This window comes from Pacificibacter sp. (assembly GCF_039769035.1).
Taxonomy (GTDB): domain Bacteria; phylum Pseudomonadota; class Alphaproteobacteria; order Rhodobacterales; family Rhodobacteraceae; genus Celeribacter.
In genome coordinates, this window is the sequence record NZ_JBDMZG010000092.1 from 1 (window position 1) to 15,680 (window position 15,680).

Annotated in this window: 15 protein-coding genes; 8 read left to right on the plus strand and 7 right to left on the minus strand. The window is 55.0% G+C overall.

Going from position 1 to position 15,680, the window contains the following annotated elements; translation table 11 throughout:
* Positions 1 to 824: RNA polymerase factor sigma-32 (locus ABF287_RS08570; protein ID WP_347184595.1), on the minus strand; the 824-nt coding region annotated here is incomplete at its 3' end.
* A gap of 96 nt (positions 825 to 920) precedes the next feature.
* Between ABF287_RS08570 and cobU the strand changes: the two genes are divergently transcribed.
* The 4 genes from cobU to ABF287_RS08590 all read left to right on the plus strand — a co-directional run bounded on the left by cobU (position 921) and on the right by ABF287_RS08590 (position 4,405).
* On the plus strand, positions 921 to 1,475 hold the full coding sequence (cobU, locus tag ABF287_RS08575; protein ID WP_347184596.1) for a bifunctional adenosylcobinamide kinase/adenosylcobinamide-phosphate guanylyltransferase: 555 nt from the start codon (positions 921 to 923) through the stop codon (positions 1,473 to 1,475).
* The gene (locus ABF287_RS08580; RefSeq protein ID WP_347184597.1) at positions 1,472 to 2,041 is read left to right on the plus strand and encodes a histidine phosphatase family protein; all 570 of its coding nucleotides are present in this window, start codon (positions 1,472 to 1,474) and stop codon (positions 2,039 to 2,041) included. The genes cobU and ABF287_RS08580 overlap by 4 nt, the downstream gene beginning before the upstream one ends.
* 77 nt (positions 2,042 to 2,118) lie before the next feature.
* Entirely contained in the window at positions 2,119 to 2,811 is a 693-nt protein-coding gene (locus ABF287_RS08585) for a glutathione S-transferase (RefSeq protein ID WP_347184598.1), read from the plus strand.
* 82 nt (positions 2,812 to 2,893) lie between these two features.
* The gene (locus tag ABF287_RS08590; RefSeq protein ID WP_347184599.1) at positions 2,894 to 4,405 is read left to right on the plus strand and encodes a YifB family Mg chelatase-like AAA ATPase; all 1,512 of its coding nucleotides are present in this window, start codon (positions 2,894 to 2,896) and stop codon (positions 4,403 to 4,405) included.
* Here the strand turns inward: ABF287_RS08590 and ABF287_RS08595 are convergent.
* The 4 genes from ABF287_RS08595 to rsmI all read right to left on the minus strand — a co-directional run bounded on the left by ABF287_RS08595 (position 4,375) and on the right by rsmI (position 7,592).
* Entirely contained in the window at positions 4,375 to 5,274 is a 900-nt protein-coding gene (locus ABF287_RS08595) for an alpha/beta hydrolase (protein WP_347184600.1), read from the minus strand. The genes ABF287_RS08590 and ABF287_RS08595 overlap by 31 nt on opposite strands.
* The gene (gene gshB / locus ABF287_RS08600; RefSeq protein ID WP_347184634.1) at positions 5,275 to 6,213 is read right to left on the minus strand and encodes a glutathione synthase; all 939 of its coding nucleotides are present in this window, start codon (positions 6,211 to 6,213) and stop codon (positions 5,275 to 5,277) included. It abuts the gene before it with no gap.
* A gap of 105 nt (positions 6,214 to 6,318) precedes the next feature.
* Positions 6,319 to 6,711: a YraN family protein gene (locus tag ABF287_RS08605; protein WP_347184601.1), complete on the minus strand. Its 393-nt coding sequence runs from the start codon at positions 6,709 to 6,711 to the stop codon at positions 6,319 to 6,321.
* An 11-nt stretch (positions 6,712 to 6,722) separates the two neighbouring features.
* Complete coding sequence (gene rsmI / locus ABF287_RS08610; protein ID WP_347184602.1) at positions 6,723 to 7,592, minus strand: 16S rRNA (cytidine(1402)-2'-O)-methyltransferase; 870 nt, start codon at positions 7,590 to 7,592, stop codon at positions 6,723 to 6,725.
* A gap of 107 nt (positions 7,593 to 7,699) precedes the next feature.
* Between rsmI and ABF287_RS08615 the strand changes: the two genes are divergently transcribed.
* From ABF287_RS08615 to murJ, 3 genes are read left to right on the plus strand one after another with little or no spacing between them, the layout of a single operon-like run.
* A complete protein-coding gene (locus ABF287_RS08615) occupies positions 7,700 to 8,887 on the plus strand; it encodes a penicillin-binding protein activator (protein ID WP_347184603.1) in 1,188 nt (395 codons plus the stop codon).
* Entirely contained in the window at positions 8,847 to 11,666 is a 2,820-nt protein-coding gene (locus tag ABF287_RS08620; RefSeq protein ID WP_347184604.1) for a [protein-PII] uridylyltransferase, read from the plus strand. The genes ABF287_RS08615 and ABF287_RS08620 overlap by 41 nt, the downstream gene beginning before the upstream one ends.
* Entirely contained in the window at positions 11,663 to 13,204 is a 1,542-nt protein-coding gene (gene murJ, locus ABF287_RS08625) for a murein biosynthesis integral membrane protein MurJ (protein ID WP_347184605.1), read from the plus strand. Before ABF287_RS08620 ends, murJ begins: the two co-directional genes overlap by 4 nt.
* A 20-nt stretch (positions 13,205 to 13,224) precedes the next feature.
* Here murJ and ABF287_RS08630 read toward each other — a convergent pair whose 3' ends face one another.
* The gene (locus tag ABF287_RS08630) at positions 13,225 to 13,923 is read right to left on the minus strand and encodes a rhomboid family intramembrane serine protease (protein WP_347184606.1); all 699 of its coding nucleotides are present in this window, start codon (positions 13,921 to 13,923) and stop codon (positions 13,225 to 13,227) included.
* A 77-nt stretch (positions 13,924 to 14,000) separates the two neighbouring features.
* On the opposite strand from ABF287_RS08630, the gene trpS reads away from it, so the two are divergent.
* The gene (gene trpS, locus ABF287_RS08635) at positions 14,001 to 15,017 is read left to right on the plus strand and encodes a tryptophan--tRNA ligase (protein ID WP_347184607.1); all 1,017 of its coding nucleotides are present in this window, start codon (positions 14,001 to 14,003) and stop codon (positions 15,015 to 15,017) included.
* Between the two features lie 82 nt (positions 15,018 to 15,099).
* On the opposite strand, the gene ABF287_RS08640 is transcribed toward trpS, so the two are convergent.
* Complete coding sequence (locus tag ABF287_RS08640; protein ID WP_347184635.1) at positions 15,100 to 15,612, minus strand: L,D-transpeptidase family protein; 513 nt, start codon at positions 15,610 to 15,612, stop codon at positions 15,100 to 15,102.
* Positions 15,613 to 15,680 lie beyond the last annotated feature (68 nt).

The following is a 15,680-nucleotide window of genomic DNA, read 5'->3' on the forward strand; positions in this document are numbered from 1 at the left end:
CCAAAGGCCGCCACTTCAACCTGACGCACCCGCTCTTTGGACAGCTTCAATTCAGCACCAAGACTTTCCAAAGTGCGTGGTTCTTCTGCCAACTTGCGCGCCTTTAGAATAAAGCGTTCGCGTTCGCTCAAGGTATTCAGCGCCTCATTCACCCATAACTTAAGCTGCGCTTGATCATAGTTGTCTTCGACAATCTCAGTGGTCGTGGCGCTTTCATCGGCCAAGGTATCGATCCACTCACGGCCCTCTTCATCGCTGGATTGGGTCGCGTTCAGCGAAAAATCTGATCCTGACAAACGGCCATCCATGGTCTCAACGTCGCGCAGCGGCACTCCAAGTTCGGTGGCAATCTTACGCATCAAATCCGCATGTTCGATTGGTGCACCTTGGGCCAAGGCTTCGCGTTCAAAGCGCGCTTGAACACGGCGCATATTGAAGAACAATGATTTTTGCGCAGATGTTGATCCGGTGCGCACCAAAGACCAATTGCGCATCACGTGATCTTGCACCGACGCTTTGATCCACCAAATCGCATAGGTGGAAAAGCGCACCCCATGATCAGGGTCGAACTTTTCAGCCGCCTTCATCAGGCCCACGGCCGCCTCTTGGATCAAATCCGGCATCGGCGCGCCGTAACGCTTGAACTTGGCCGCTTGAGAAATCGCCAACCGCATGTAAGCCGAAATCAACCGGTGCAACGCCGCTTCGTCACGTTGATCACGCCACGCCACCGCCAAAGCATATTCGGTTTCAGCGTCCAACATTTCAGCCTTCATCGACCGGCGGGCAAAAACTGAATCGTAGGATGTATCGAGGCGTCCCATGTTAATTTGTCCTTTAATTGATTGACCATCGCATGTTTGCGGAGCTGTGTTACAAGTGATACGCAGGGGCAACGGGTTTGGATGACAAAAAGAGTCATGAATATGAAAAAAGACATCACTTTGGTCTTGGGCGGCGCATCCTCTGGCAAGTCCGACGTGGCAGAAAAATTGTGTTTTGGCAGCGACTTACCCCGTATTTACATCGCCACAGCGCAAGCTTTTGACGACGAAATGCGCGCGAAAATAAAACAACATCGTATCGACAGAGGCGCTGATTGGACCACAATCGAAGCACCCTTTGATGCCGCCGAAGTGCTCGATAACTGCGCCCCCGATCATGTGGTTTTGCTGGACTGCGCGACGCTTTGGCTGACCAATCATCTTTTGGCCGAACACGACATCAGCGCGCGCACTGACGCGTTGCTCATAGCACTGTCAAGCTGCGCCAGCCCCGTTGTGATTGTGTCGAATGAAGTGGGGCAAGGCATTGTCCCCGAGAACAAACTGGCGCGGGAGTTTCGCGTCGCACAAGGGCGCCTCAACCGCCGATTGGCCGAACATGCAGATTGTGTGATTGGCGTGATGGCTGGCTTGCCTTTCGCGCTCAAGGGCGCATTGCCTGACACGCTTTCCAGTGGAGCAACATCATGAGCCGTCTGTGGCTGGTCCGCCATGGGCCGACGCACGCTAAAAGCTTTGTCGGGTGGACAGATTTGCCTGCGGATTTGTCCGATACAGCCGCAATTGCGCGATTGGACAAGGCCCTGCCAGAGGTTCCCGTTGTGTCATCCACATTGGACCGCGCCGTGAAAACTGCTGATGCAATTCAAGGCAACCGCCCTCGACTTGCGCATGATCCACGGTTGCGTGAAACCCATTTTGGCGACTGGGAAAACCTGTCTTGGATCCAAATTCAGAGCCTTGATGCCCCACTCGCGCGCCGCGTGTTCGAAGCGCCCGGTCATCACGCTCCACCCGGCGGCGAAAGCTGGAACGATTTTTACAATCGGGTCCATGCAGGGATCGACGCTCTGTCAGGCGACGCAATCGTGGTGGCGCATATGGGCGTGATCCTTGCGGTGGTGCAACGCGCCTTGGGCTGCACGGCTTATGAGGCCTTTGGGCATAAGATTGACAATTTTTCAGTGACCGCGATTTCGCGCGACACGCCTGAAAATCCAAAATGGGACGCCCATTTCATCAATCAAGTTATGTGATGCGCTTGATGAAGAATACTGGCTTTTCCGATATATCTTAGTCCGCTACGCTGCCTGCAACTTGCAGGAGAAAACTTATGACTTACGATTTATTTATTGGCGACAAAGGCTTTTCAAGCTGGTCATTGCGCGGCTGGCTGTTGTTCGAAAAATTCAACATCGACGTGAATGTCACGATGCTGGGCCTCTACAGCGGCACCATGAAACAAGAAATGGCCAAACTCGCCCCTGCGCGCTTTGTGCCGACAGTGCGCACCCCTGAAGGCTGGATCATCGGCGAAAGCATCGCGATTGTCGAAACTTTGGCAGAACGCCACCCAGAGGCAGGCCTTTGGCCTCAAGACGCCCAAGCGCGTATTTATGCCCGCTGGCTTGTCGCCGAAATGCACGCAGGGTTTTCCACTCTGCGCAACGACTGCCCGATGCAGTTGTTCAAGCAAGTGCAAGATTTCGCCATTTCTGACGCACTCGCCGCGGACATCAATCGCCTTGAAGAGATGCTTGGCCACGCCTTTGATAGATTTTCGGGTGACGGCGCGGACGGTTGGCTGTTTGGCGATTACTCTGCCGCTGATGCGTTTTACGCCCCTGTCGCGGCACGGATTGCAGGGTATGGCTTGCCGGTCTCAGACCGGTTGGCCAGCTATGTTAGCAAACATCTGAGCGATCCAGCCTTCAAAGCGTGGCGCGCTGAGGGCATTGCGGTAACCTATGATCCGTTCCCCTATGATTTGGGCATGGACCCGAAACCTTGGCCAGCGGCCGACTAACCTACTCGAAAATGGCCTCCTGTTAATCATTTGCTAACCGTAAACGCGCTACGCAATTTATATTGGTTAACAGGAGTTCAGAATGGTCGCGCGGACATTCACCGTCGCATTTGAAGGGGTCGAGGCACGTCGCGTTGAGGTGCAATGCGCCCTAACACCGGGCTTGCCCAACTTCACCATCGTCGGCCTGCCGGACAAAGCCGTGTCAGAAGCCCGCGAACGGGTGCGCGCAACGCTTGCGGCGCTGCAAATTTCATTGCCTTCGCGAAAAGTCGTTATCAACATGTCTCCTGCGGATCTTCCAAAAGCAGGGTCGCATTTTGATTTGCCGATCGTCTTGGCAATTCTCTCCGCCACGGGTGTCATCCCCGAAGAACGCATCGAACAGTGTTTATCCTTGGGCGAACTGTCATTGGACAGCTCCTTGGTCGCGGTCAATGGCGCACTGCCAGCTGCGCTCAAGGCGGCTGAACTGGGTTGTGATCTTCTATGCCCCGCCGCCTGCGCTGCTGAAGCCGCGTGGGTCGGGGCTACGCCGGTGTTTGGGGCAACGGATTTGTCCCAGCTGATCAAACACCTGACAGGAACAACGCCGCTCATCCAAGCCGATCCTGGCGAAGTGGCCATGCCGAAACACACGAAGTGCCTGCGCGATGTCAAAGGTCAAGAAAAGGCCAAGCGCGCACTGGAAATCGCGGCAGCCGGTCATCACCACATGTTTATGGTCGGCACACCGGGATCGGGAAAATCGATGTTGGCCACGCGCCTGCCTTCAATACTGCCCGCGCTCACACCGACGGAAGCGCTGGAAACCTCGATCATTCATTCCTTGTCAGGCCTTTTGGATGAAGGCGGTATCAGCCGCGCGCGTCCTTTTCGCGAACCGCATCATACGGCCTCGATGGCGGCTATCGTCGGCGGCGGTCGCGGCGCGCAACCGGGTGAGGTGTCGCTGTCCCACAATGGCGTGCTGTTTATGGACGAATTCCCAGAGTTTCCGCGCAATGTCCTAGAAAGTCTGCGCCAACCTGTCGAAAGCGGCGAAATCATGGTGGCGCGCGCCAATGCCCATATTAAATATCCTGCGCGCTTTATGCTGGTCGCCGCAGCGAACCCTTGTAAATGTGGGTATTTGCCCGACCCAGAACGGGCCTGCTCCAAAGTGCCCTTATGTGGTTCTGACTATTTGGGACGCATTTCTGGGCCTTTGCTTGACCGATTTGATTTGCGCTTTGAAGTGCCCCCTGTGGAATTCACAGATCTGGATTTGCCGCCCTCAGGCGACAGTTCGGCCACGGTCGCTGCGCGGGTCGCAGCCGCGCGCGATGTTCAAATGTCGCGCCTCAAAGGGACGGGCATGCTGACGAATTCGGAACTTGAAGGTCAATTGCTGGACGACGTTGCGACCCCAGATACAGAAGGCAAAGACCTGTTGATCAAAGCCGCAGAAAAACTCGGGCTTTCGGCGCGGGGTTATCACCGAGTTCTGAAAGTGGCGCGCACCATTGCCGACCTTGACCATAGCGACACTGTGCGTCGCCCGCATGTTGCCGAAGCTCTAAGCTACCGCGTGGTTTCAGGGACTTTGAACTGAGCGTCGATAAACTCATAGAGCTCTTTAAGTGCTGCATCCGCCTCATTTAAACGATCATGAAACAGCTGCCAAACATGCGGTAGATCATTCCATTCTTTGGCCTGCACGACGCCACCTTCGGCGCGTAAATGTTCCGCCATCCGGCGCCCGTCGTCCGCCAAAATTTCGCTATCGCTCCATTGCATAAACACAGGCGGCGCGTTCTTGAACGGCGCAAACAGCGGCGATGCACGATGGTCATGTGGATCGGCATGATGCAGGTAGTGTTTGCGAACTTCATAGATGCGCTCGACCGGCAAAATCGCATCCGTTTGTGCATTTGTACTTAGCGTGCTGCCCTTGAAACTCAAGTCTGTCCAAGGCGAAAACGCAAAGGCCGCAAGCGGTTGCGCATCGGTTTCGCACAGATGCGATAGCACCGCCAACGTCAGCCCGCCCCCTGCACTGTCGCCGCCAATCACCAGTTGATCAGACACAGGTTCAAGCGCTTCGGCCACAGACAAGGCATCTTCAAAGGCGGCAGGAAACGGATGCTCGGGCGCAAGGCGGTAATCAGGCAAAATGACTTCGAGATTGGTTTTCGCCGCGATCGTCCCTGCAATCGCACAATGTGTCGCGGGCGAACCCATGATGTAGGCACCGCCATGCAGATACAAAAGCGTACCACGTGGATTTTTGGGCGAAAGCTTGCGACAATAAACGCCGCCAAGCATGATCGTTTCGTCTTTGAGGCCCCGCTCGCGCGGGAACCCCAAGGCTTGCAATTCAAAGTTCTGTCGCTGGACTTGCACTGTTGGCAGCCACGCGAGTTTCTTTTTCTCGACAGTGCGGAGCCAAAAGTTCAAAACATCGCGGCGACGAAACAGCATTTATGCGGACCTTTTTGCCTCAATTGCTTCCCAAAGCTTTTCAGCCGTGTTGGTGCCATCAAAGCGTTCGAGCTCTTGAATGCCTGTTGGCGAGGTCACGTTGATCTCGGTCAGGTAATCACCAATCACATCGATGCCGACAAAGATTTGGCCTTTTTCACGCAAAAGCGGGCCGATGGCGGCACAGATTTCCAAATCGCGCGCACTTAGGCCGATTTTCTCGGGCCGTCCGCCAACGTGCATATTCGACCGTGTTTCGCCTTTTTGCGGCACGCGGTTGATGGCTCCGACAGGCTCACCATCGACCAAGATCACGCGTTTGTCGCCATTGGACACATCTGGCAGGAACTTTTGTACAATCAACGGCTCGCGGTTGATGCCCGTGAACAGCTCATGCAAGGACGACAAGTTTTTGTCGTCTGGCCCAAGACGGAACACGCCCGCGCCGCCGTTGCCGTAAAGTGGCTTCAAAATCACGTCGCCGTGCTTGGCTTTGAACGCTTTGATGGTGTCCAGATCGCGCGCAATAGTGGTCGGAGGCGTCAAATCTGGGAAGTTGAGAACAAGCAGTTTTTCAGGATAGTTGCGCACCCAGAACGGGTCGTTCACCACCAAGGTGGTATCAGCAATCATATCGAGCAGATGCGTTGTGGTGATGTAACCCATGTCAAACGGCGGGTCTTGGCGCAGCCAGACCACATCGTAAGTCGACAGGTCCACCTCGGTCTCATCCCCCAAGGTGTAATGGTCGCCTTCGACCATTTGCACCGTCACAGGCCAACCGCGAGCAGTCACTTTGCCCTCTTGGAACGCAAGTTTGTCAGGCGTGTAGTAAAACAACTCATGCCCGCGCGCTTGCGCTTCGATCATGATACGGAAGGTGCTGTCTGCGGTGATATCGATGGGACCGATCGGGTCCATCTGAATGGCGACTTTCAAGGACAAGGCTTGTCTCCTAATAGGAACTTTCTTCCTAGATGGACCAGCACGCGCCGTCATTCAATGGTTAGCAGTGCACAAGGGCTGTGAAGGAGGCCAAAAACCCTAGATTGAGGCGTTTTCAAGAATGTCGATTTGCCCACGTTCATCGACCAAGGCCACATCGATCCGCATATCTGTCAAAAACCCACGCGGGGTCTGGGCGATATAGTCGGTGGCGCTGTCGCAAATCCGCTTGAACTGACGGGCCGACAGGCTTTCGGCCGCGCGGGCATGCGTTTTGGAGGATTTCACTTCAACAAAGACATAGGCACCATGTTTTTCAAAGATCAGGTCGATCTCTCCTGCGCGGCCCCGCCAGCGTGTTTCGCAAAGCCTGTACTGGCGCGCGATATAGTCTGCGGATACGGCCTGTTCTGCGCGCACCCCAGACATATAGGCCAGTGCTCCGCGCGCCCTTTGCCGATCCTTTTGTATCTGCAAAGTTTGCCGAGGCATATCCAACCATCCTATTGCGATTTTAGCGCCTTTGATCGCTCAAGCGCTTGTTGATAAACCTGACGCTTTTGCATGCCCAGCGCCTTAGCGACTGTCGCCGCAGCATCTTTGACTGTCATCGTCGCCAACGCCGCATCCAAAGCCGCATCCAAATCTTCGGGGCTGGCGTCGACCGCCTCTGCGCGCGCCACCAGCAACACAATCTCGCCTTTGAAAGCGCGATCTTTCAGGCTTTCGCACAGCTCACCCAAAGTGCCGCTGATCACCTCTTCGAATTTTTTGGTGATTTCACGGCAGATCGCAACTTTGCGCGTCTCGCCATAAACTTCGCACAATTCAGTTAGTGTTTTGTAAATGCGGTTGGGGCTTTCATAAAACCCCAGCGTTGCCTGCACCGTTCCGAATTCGGTGAAAAACGTTTTGCGCGCGCCAGCCGAAGATGGCGGGAACCCAGCAAATAAGAACCGGTCTGACGGCAAGCCTGCGATGGTGAGGGCCGCGATCATTGCGGACGGGCCCGGTGCAGAGGTCACAAACAGCCCAGCTGCCAAAGCTTCGCGGCTCAGAACGAATCCCGGATCGGCAACAAGAGGCGTGCCAGCCTCAGACGCATAAGCGACAGATTTGCCTTCGGCCATCAGCGACAGCAAACGCGGACGCACTTTCGCGCCGTTTTGGTCATGGTAAGAAATCATCTTACGTGTCCCCAAAGGCACACCATGCATATCCATAAGACGGCGCAGGGTACGGGTGTCTTCGGCAGCCAGAATGTCGGCGGATGCCAATGTATCAAGGGCGCGCAACGTGATGTCGCGTGAATTGCCAATGGGTGTTGCAACAAAATGCAAACCGGCGGGAAGATGCTTTATCTCGAAGTCCAAGGGATTTCCAAGTCTTTGCGGCGTTTACTATTTGGGTCAGGTCGCTTAGTCTGCGGCCAAGAAAATGTTTCCCTATTAGCTGTCACCGACAGGAGTGAGGTTCCCTTATGTTCGCCGTTCTGAGCACTGCCCGCAAGTCAATCACGCGCGCGACCGCCGTTTTATCTCTGTTGGCTCTTGCTGCCTGTGATCCTAGCATGTTCCCAGCAACAGGTGGCTTCGGTGGACCGAGCATCAACACAAGCAAACCCGTTCCTGTGGCGCTTTTGGTTCCGTACGAATCAGCGCAAGAGGCCGATAATGGCATGGCCCAATCCATTGAAAATGCGGCCCGCATGGCGATGGCCGATTTGAATGGTGTGCAAATTGATCTGCGTGTGTACCCAACCCAAGGTCAAGCTGAGGGGGCTCAAGTCGCTGCAGCGCGCGCGGTTTCCGAAGGTGCCAAGATCATTTTGGGTCCTGTTTACGGTGGATCAGCAAAGCTTGCAGGTTTGTCGGTAAAAGATGCTGGTGTGAATGTTTTGTCCTTTTCAAACAACACAGCCATTGCCGGCGACAACGTTTTTGTTTTGGGGTCAACATTTGACAACACCGCAGATCGCCTCGTGCGCTTTGCCGCCACGCAGGGCAAACAACGCATCATGATCGTCAATGCGCTAAGCCCAGCAGAAACCGCTGGGGCCATGGCAATCAAAGGCGCAATCGCGCGCAATGGCGCTTCTTTGGCCGCTGAGCAGAGCTTTGAGTTGAGCCAAGAAGACGTTTTCAATTCGGTTCAACCAATCGCAAGCACAGTGCGTTCAACAGGTGCTGATGCGATCTTTTTCACCTCAGGCAATGATGGCGCTATGCCATTGTTCGCGCAAATGTTGCCAGAAGCTGGCATCGAGTCCCCCGCACCACAGTACATTGGCTTGCAGCGTTTGAACGTGCCATCCTCGGCCTTGTCTCTTCCAGGCCTTCAGGGCAGCTGGTTCGCCATTCCAGACCAAGCTCTCGCGCAGAACTTCTCGTCTCGCTATGCGGCGTCTTACGGCCAAGCCCCCCATGCTTTGGCGGGCTACGCATATGACGGCATCGCAGCAATCGGTGCTTTGGTGCAGTCTGGTGACTCACAAGCGCTTACGGCTCAGGCGCTCACACGCGGCTCTGGGTTTGTTGGCGTTAACGGTATCTTCCGCCTGAACAGCGATGGTACAAACCAACGCGGCCTTGCTGTCGCAACCATTCAAGATAATCAGGTAGTTGAGATTGACCCCGCACCAAGAGCCTTCGGCGGCGCTGGCTTCTAAGCCAACCCTAGCCTCGTTTGTTCCGGCACCACCGGACAGCATCATCTGCGCCCCCTCGGCGATTTTCGACACAGCAGCCGTTGAAGCCGCGCTTGAGACCGCTTTAAGCGCGGCCTCTGACGCCGCCGCTGTGCGTACTGCCACCGTCAAGATTTTGACGGAGGCCAATGCCCAAGGTCGCAGCACCATCGAAGATGCCATCATGCAGGCCCCGCGCAATGCGAGACCGGCGACCCATGCCTATGCGTGGTTGACCGACTGTCTTGTCACGTCGGTTCTGTTCGTATCGAAAACCAAACTGCACCCAAACCCAAATCCCGACGAGGGCGAGCAAATCGCTGTCATGGCGGTGGGTGGATACGGGCGTGCAGAAATGTCGCCGTACTCTGATGTTGATCTGTTGTTTCTTGCGCCGCAAAAAATCACGGGCCAGATCGAAAGCGTCATTGAGAGCATGCTCTACATGTTTTGGGATTTGCATCTCAAAGTGGGGCATTCATCGCGCACGATCCGCGACTGTTTGCGCTTGGGCAAAGAAGATTACACCATCCGCACAGCGATGCTTGAGCTGCGCTTTTTGGCGGGCAATCAAGACTTGGCGCACGAGCTGCGCACGCGTTTGCATGAAGAGTTGTTCCACAACACGGCCCGCGAATTCACCGAAGCCAAATTGCTTGAGCGCGCCGAACGCCACACCAAACAAGGTGGCCAACGCTACGTTGTTGAGCCGAATGTCAAAGAAGGCAAAGGCGGTCTGCGCGATTTGCAGTCGCTGTTTTGGATCGCGAAATATGTGCATGAGGTCAGCGACACTGCCGATCTGGTGAAAAAAGGCGTCTTCACCCCCGAAGAATTTAATCAATTTGACGAAGCCGAGACGTTTTTGCATGCCGTGCGCAACCAGTTGCACCTCATTGCGAAACGCCCGATGGATCAACTGACGTTTGATTTGCAGGTCGAAGTGGCGGAACGTTTGGGCTTTATTGACCACACAGGGCGCCGCGCCGTTGAACACTTCATGCAGTTCTACTTTTTGCACGCCACGCGTGTTGGTGAACTGACACGGATCTTTTTGACGGCCCTCGAAGAACAACACGTCAAATCGGAACCTGCCTTGCAACGCCTGTTCAAACGCAAGCGCAAAACCGTTGCTGGTTTTTACGTGCATCGTGGCCGCTTGAACATCGACGATCCAAAGACGTTCTTGGCAGATAAACTCAATATCCTGCGGATTTTTGAGGAAGGCCTGCGCACGGGGCACCTTATCCACCCCGATGTGATGCGGCTGATCTCGGCGAACCTCGATTTGATCGATGCCGAATTCCGCGCTCGCCCTGATGCGCAAAAGATGTTCCTCGACATTTTGCTCAAACACGGCAACCCCGAACGTGGCCTGCGCCGCATGAACGAATTGGGTGTGCTTGGCACGTTCATTCCTGAGTTTCAAAACATCGTCGCGATGATGCAATTCAACATGTATCACAGCTACACTGTGGATGAGCACACGATCCAAGTTGTGTCCAATCTTGCGCAAATCGAACGCGAAGAGTTGATCGAAGAGCTACCTGTGGCCTCTGGCATTCTCAAACGTGGCGTAAACCGCAAGGTGCTCTACGTGGCCATGTTGCTGCATGATATCGGCAAGGGCCGCAAAGAAGATCACTCCATCATCGGCGCGCAGATTGCCCGCAAAGTGGCCCCGCGCTTGGGGCTCAAGCCTGCCGAATGTGAAACCGTTGAATGGCTGGTGCGCTACCATTTGTTGATGTCTGACATTGCGCAAAAGCGCGATATTTCAGACCCGCGCACGGTGCGTGACTTTGCAAAGGCTGTGAAAACACGTGAGCGTCTTGATCTGCTGACAGTTTTGACAGTGTGCGACATTCGCGGTGTTGGGCCAAATGTGTGGAACAATTGGAAAGCCGTGTTGCTGCGCAATTTGCATGCGCAAACTGCTAACGCGATGGAACATGGTCTTGAAGCGGTCAATCGCGAGACCCGCGAAAGCGACGCCAAAAAAGCGCTGCGCGAAGCGCTCAAAGACTGGCCGCTTGCCGAGCGCCGTGCCGAAGTGGCGCGTCACTACGGCCCCTATTGGCAAGGTCTTCCAACGTCTGTGCATATCGTTTTGGCGAAGCTGCTTAAGGACATCAAAAACGACGAGATCAAGATCGACCTTAAGCTGGACGATGACCGCGATGCGACCCGCGCATGCTTTGCCATGCCAGACCATCCCGGTATTTTCTCACGCTTGGCGGGCGCGCTTGCGCTTGTGGGTGCCAACGTCGTTGACGCGCGCACTTATACCACCAAAGACGGCTATGCGACTGCCGCGTTTTGGATACAAGATGCCGATGGGCACCCTTACGAGAAAGCCCGTCTGCCCCGTCTACAACAGATGATCACCAAGACCCTCATGGGCGAAGTTGTCGCGCGTGACGCCTTGGTTTCACGCGACAAAATCAAGAAACGTGAAAGCAAGTTCAAGGTTCCAACATCGATCATTTTTGACAACGAAGGGTCAGAAATTTTCACCATCATCGAAGTGGACACCCGCGACAGACCCGGCCTTTTGCACGATTTGACCCGCGCGATGGCGTCCAATCACATCTCGATTGCGACCGCACAGATCGCCACATACGGCGCGCAGGTCGTGGATGTTTTCTACGTCAAAGACATGTTTGGGATGAAAATCCACTCCGCCAGCAAACGCGCCTCGCTTGAGAAGAAGCTACGCGAAGCGATGGAACAGGGCGCAAAGCGCGCGAGTGACGCATGAAACCGATCCGGCTGATGCGTGGTTTTTTGACCGTGGGCGGCTGGACATTGATGAGCCGTGTGCTTGGGTTTGTGCGTGACGCGCTGATCGCGGCCTATCTGGGTGCTGGCCCTGCGGCGGAAGCCTTTGTTGTGGCGTTTTCATTGCCCAACATGTTTCGCAGGTTTTTCGCCGAAGGCACGCTCAACGTCGCCTTTGTGCCGATGTTTTCCAAAAAGGTCGAAGCTGGCGACGACGCGCGTGGCTTTGCTGAAGACACGCTGTCGGCTTTGGCGGGTATTTTGGTGGCCTTTACGCTGCTGTCGATGATTTTCATGCCCGTTATGGTCTCGGCCATGGCGGCTGGATTTATCGGCGACAGTCGCTTTGATTTGGCCATCCACTATGGGCGTATCACCTTTCCTTATGTGCTGTTCATCTCTCTGGGCGCGCTTTTTTCAGGCATATTGAATGCCACAGGTCGCTTTGCGGCCGCGGCCGCGGCCCCTGTCATGCTCAATGTGATCCTGTCGCTTGCCATGGTTGGCGCGCATTTCATGGGGTTTGACGTGGCCAGCGCGTTGGTCTGGGCTGTGCCTGTTGCAGGTGCCGCGCAGCTGAGCATTGTCTGGATCGCCGCGCATAAAGCTGGGTTTTCGATCAGACCCCGCCTACCGCGCCTGACGCCTGAAATGAAAAAGCTGCTGATTTTGGCAGGCCCTGCCGCTTTGGCAGGCGGTGTCGTGCAGATCAATTTGCTGATCGGTCGACAGGTCGCATCCTTTTCCGAAGAGGGCGCTTTGCAATATCTTAATCTTGCGGATCGTCTGTATCAGTTGCCGCTTGGCGTGGTTGCGATTGCCATTGGCGTTGTGCTGTTGCCCGATCTGTCCCGCCGTTTGGCCGCAAAGGATAGCGCGGGCGCGCGTCATGCGTACAACCGCGCGTTTGAATTTGCCTTGCTGCTCACAATTCCTGCCGCAGTGGCATTGATCGTCATGCCCGAGGCATTGATCGGCGTGTTGTTCCAGCGCGGAGCCTTTACGCCTGAAGACGCAAAAGCAACGGCTTTAGCTGTGGCGATCTACGGTTTGGGCCTGCCGGCCTTTGTGATTCAAAAGGTGCTTCAGCCGCTTTATTTTGCACGGGAAGACACCAAAACGCCGTTTCGGTTCGCTCTGTACTCTATGGTTATCAACGCGGTTGTGGCCGTTGGGTTGTCGTTCTGGATTGGTTACTTGGCCGCAGCTGTCGCCACCTCTTTGGCCGCATGGGGCATGGTTGCCTTGTTGTGGATGGGCAAGCAATCGATGGGGGACGACGTGAAAACCGATGCTCAGCTGCGCACCCGTGCGCCACGCATTTTGGCCGCAGCGATCACAATGGGGGCGGTGCTATGGGGCGCGCAAATCGCGCTTGCCCCCGTCTTTGACGTGTCGCGTTTGTTGGCGACGCTCATCTTGATCGGTCTTGGTGTGGTCGTGTATTTTGGCGCGGGCCAAGCGATTGGCGCATTGAATTTGCGCGACATTAAGTCTTCGGTGAAGCGCGGCGGATAATCCCCGCGCGCGCGCCGGTTTTAGCGTTTGCGCAGCTTTTCCAGAATGCGAGGGAATGCGCCTGGCACCAAAAGGGGTGACATGGCAAATCCGACAACAAAGCCAGACACGTCAGCGACCCATGTTGGGTTGCCGCCAAAAATGATGCCCCAAATCAACTGGATCCCCAGCAAGAACCCAATGAGCGTAAAGGCACGCATCTTGTTTTCTTTCACCGCACCGAGACCAAGCCACAAGATGAATGTGTAAGCCCCAATCAAACCATAGGCACCAGGATAAGCGCCCAACAATGGAACGCTGGAATCCAAGAACAATCCGTATGCAACCGATCCAGCCAAGGCCGCGAGCGCGAAAATGGCGATGAAGGCTACATTGCCAAATAGTTCCGCCACCATCTTTCCAAGCGCCAAGACAAAAACCACTGCCATCAACGCTTGCACCATCGACACGTGGATCATGGAATAACTCAAGAAGCGGATCACGTGCTCAAGCGGCCAAGAATTGCGACTGAACATCGCGTCAAATACAGGATCGAAGAATCCATAGTTTTCGATCGCCGTAATACGCCAGCCCACCGCTTCAGGTCCGCCAATGATGCCGTAGGACCCGATTTGAAACAGCATTTCAATCCCGCCAATCAGCAAAGCAAGCGCGACCACTGCAGCAGGCAGGTCATTAAAGGGCATTTCTTCTTTATTAAACGGCGATTGGTCGGACATATGCTTTGGTTTCCTTGACGCTATTGCTTGGCATAGGTAAGCCATGAGAACTTAATAATCCAGTGACGGAGTTCCAAATGGAAAAGCCAGCCTTCACCCCCCGCGTTTTCTCGGGAATCAAACCTTCGGGCGGCCTCACCCTTGGCAACTACTTGGGCGCGATCAAGCGTTTCGTAGACATGCAAGGCGGTGAGTTTGAAACCATTTATTGCGTGGTCGACATGCACGCCGTGACTGTTTGGCAAGATCCAAAAGACCTGCAACACGCAACCCGTGAAGTTGCAGCAGGCTACCTTGCGTCGGGCATTGATCCTGACACATCGATCTTGTTCAACCAGTCCCGTGTGTCTGCCCATGCTGAACTCGGCTGGCTGTTCAACTGTGTCGCGCGCGTTGGGTGGATGAACCGCATGACGCAGTTCAAAGACAAAGCTGGCGAGAATGCTGAAGGCGTGTCTTTGGGTCTGTATGCCTACCCTGCTTTGATGGCAGCTGACATTTTGGCTTATCACGCGACGCATGTGCCTGTGGGCGATGACCAAAAGCAACATGTCGAGCTGACACGCGATATCGCCAACAAATTCAATCACGACTACAAGGTGAATTTCTTCCCTGAAACCACCCCTGTGATCGAAGGCCCTGCGATGCGGGTGATGAACCTGCGCGACGGCACAAAGAAGATGTCCAAGTCTGGTGAATCAGACATGGAACGCATCAACATGACCGACGACGCGGATAAAATCGCCAAGAAGTTCAAAAAGGCAAAGACCGACCCTGACGGCATTCCTGAAACTGTCGAGGGCTTGGAGGGTCGCCCAGAGGCACGCAATCTTGTCAACATCTATGCTGCGCTCAACGACATGAGCAATGAGGCGGTTGTGGCGGAATACGCAGGCGCAGGTTGGGGCAAGTTTAAACCTGCTTTGGCGGATTTGGCGGTCGAAAAACTCAGCCCGATCTCTACTGAAATGCAACGCTACATGGATGATCCCGCTGAAATTGATCGGATCATGGCCAAAGGTGCCGCTAAAGCGAAAGCGATTTCGACGCCGATTTTGGACAAGACATTCGATATCATGGGCTTCGTGCGCTAGTCGCAGCGACAGACATTCAGAACAAAAAAAGGGGCCGCAGTGGCCCCTTTTTACATGTCCAACATCAAAAATCGAGACGCGCTTAGATCAAGCGGACTTGTGTGCCAACCGGCACGCGCGGGTACAGATCGGCGATCATTTCATTGTACAGCCCGATACAGCCATCAGACGCCCGCCGCCCAATTTTGCGCGTGTCGTGCGTGCCGTGGATGCGATAATATTGCCAGCTTAGGTACAAAGCATGCGTGCCCAAAGGGTTCAGCGGGCCAGCAGGCACAACTTTTGGCAAGCTTGGGTCTCGTTCGCGCATGGATGGCGTCGGCGTCCAAGTTGGCGCTTCGCGTTTTCGGATCACCGATGTGTAGCCTCTGCGTGTAAGCTCTTCCGAGATCGGCACAGATGTTGGGTAAAGCTTGTAGCTCTCAGGGCCTGTTTCGTGCTCCGCCGACCAAAAGTGCAAGGCGCGACTGACCGTGTCGGCCACAATCGCGCCTTTGCCAAGCGTGTCAAAATGTTCGCGCCAATTCACCGTTCGGAAACTGGAAATGTTGTGGCGCACACCTTCACGTTCTTGCGCATCGATTTCTTGCGCCATGGCAGATGACCCCAGAAAAGGCGTGATCAAGACCGGTGCGGCAGCCATAAGCCCTAGGAATGTGCGCT

Coding starts and splice junctions, on each gene's coding strand:
- cobU (WP_347184596.1), top strand. CDS start 921: ATGAATATGAAAAAAGACATCACTTTGGTCTTGGGCGGCGCATCCTCT.
- ABF287_RS08580 (WP_347184597.1), top strand. CDS start 1,472: ATGAGCCGTCTGTGGCTGGTCCGCCATGGGCCGACGCACGCTAAAAGC.
- ABF287_RS08585 (WP_347184598.1), top strand. CDS start 2,119: ATGACTTACGATTTATTTATTGGCGACAAAGGCTTTTCAAGCTGGTCA.
- ABF287_RS08590 (WP_347184599.1), top strand. CDS start 2,894: ATGGTCGCGCGGACATTCACCGTCGCATTTGAAGGGGTCGAGGCACGT.
- ABF287_RS08595 (WP_347184600.1), bottom strand. CDS start 5,274: ATGCTGTTTCGTCGCCGCGATGTTTTGAACTTTTGGCTCCGCACTGTC.
- ABF287_RS08605 (WP_347184601.1), bottom strand. CDS start 6,711: ATGCCTCGGCAAACTTTGCAGATACAAAAGGATCGGCAAAGGGCGCGC.
- ABF287_RS08615 (WP_347184603.1), top strand. CDS start 7,700: ATGTTCGCCGTTCTGAGCACTGCCCGCAAGTCAATCACGCGCGCGACC.
- murJ (WP_347184605.1), top strand. CDS start 11,663: ATGAAACCGATCCGGCTGATGCGTGGTTTTTTGACCGTGGGCGGCTGG.
- ABF287_RS08630 (WP_347184606.1), bottom strand. CDS start 13,923: ATGTCCGACCAATCGCCGTTTAATAAAGAAGAAATGCCCTTTAATGAC.
- trpS (WP_347184607.1), top strand. CDS start 14,001: ATGGAAAAGCCAGCCTTCACCCCCCGCGTTTTCTCGGGAATCAAACCT.
- ABF287_RS08640 (WP_347184635.1), bottom strand. CDS start 15,612: ATGGCGCAAGAAATCGATGCGCAAGAACGTGAAGGTGTGCGCCACAAC.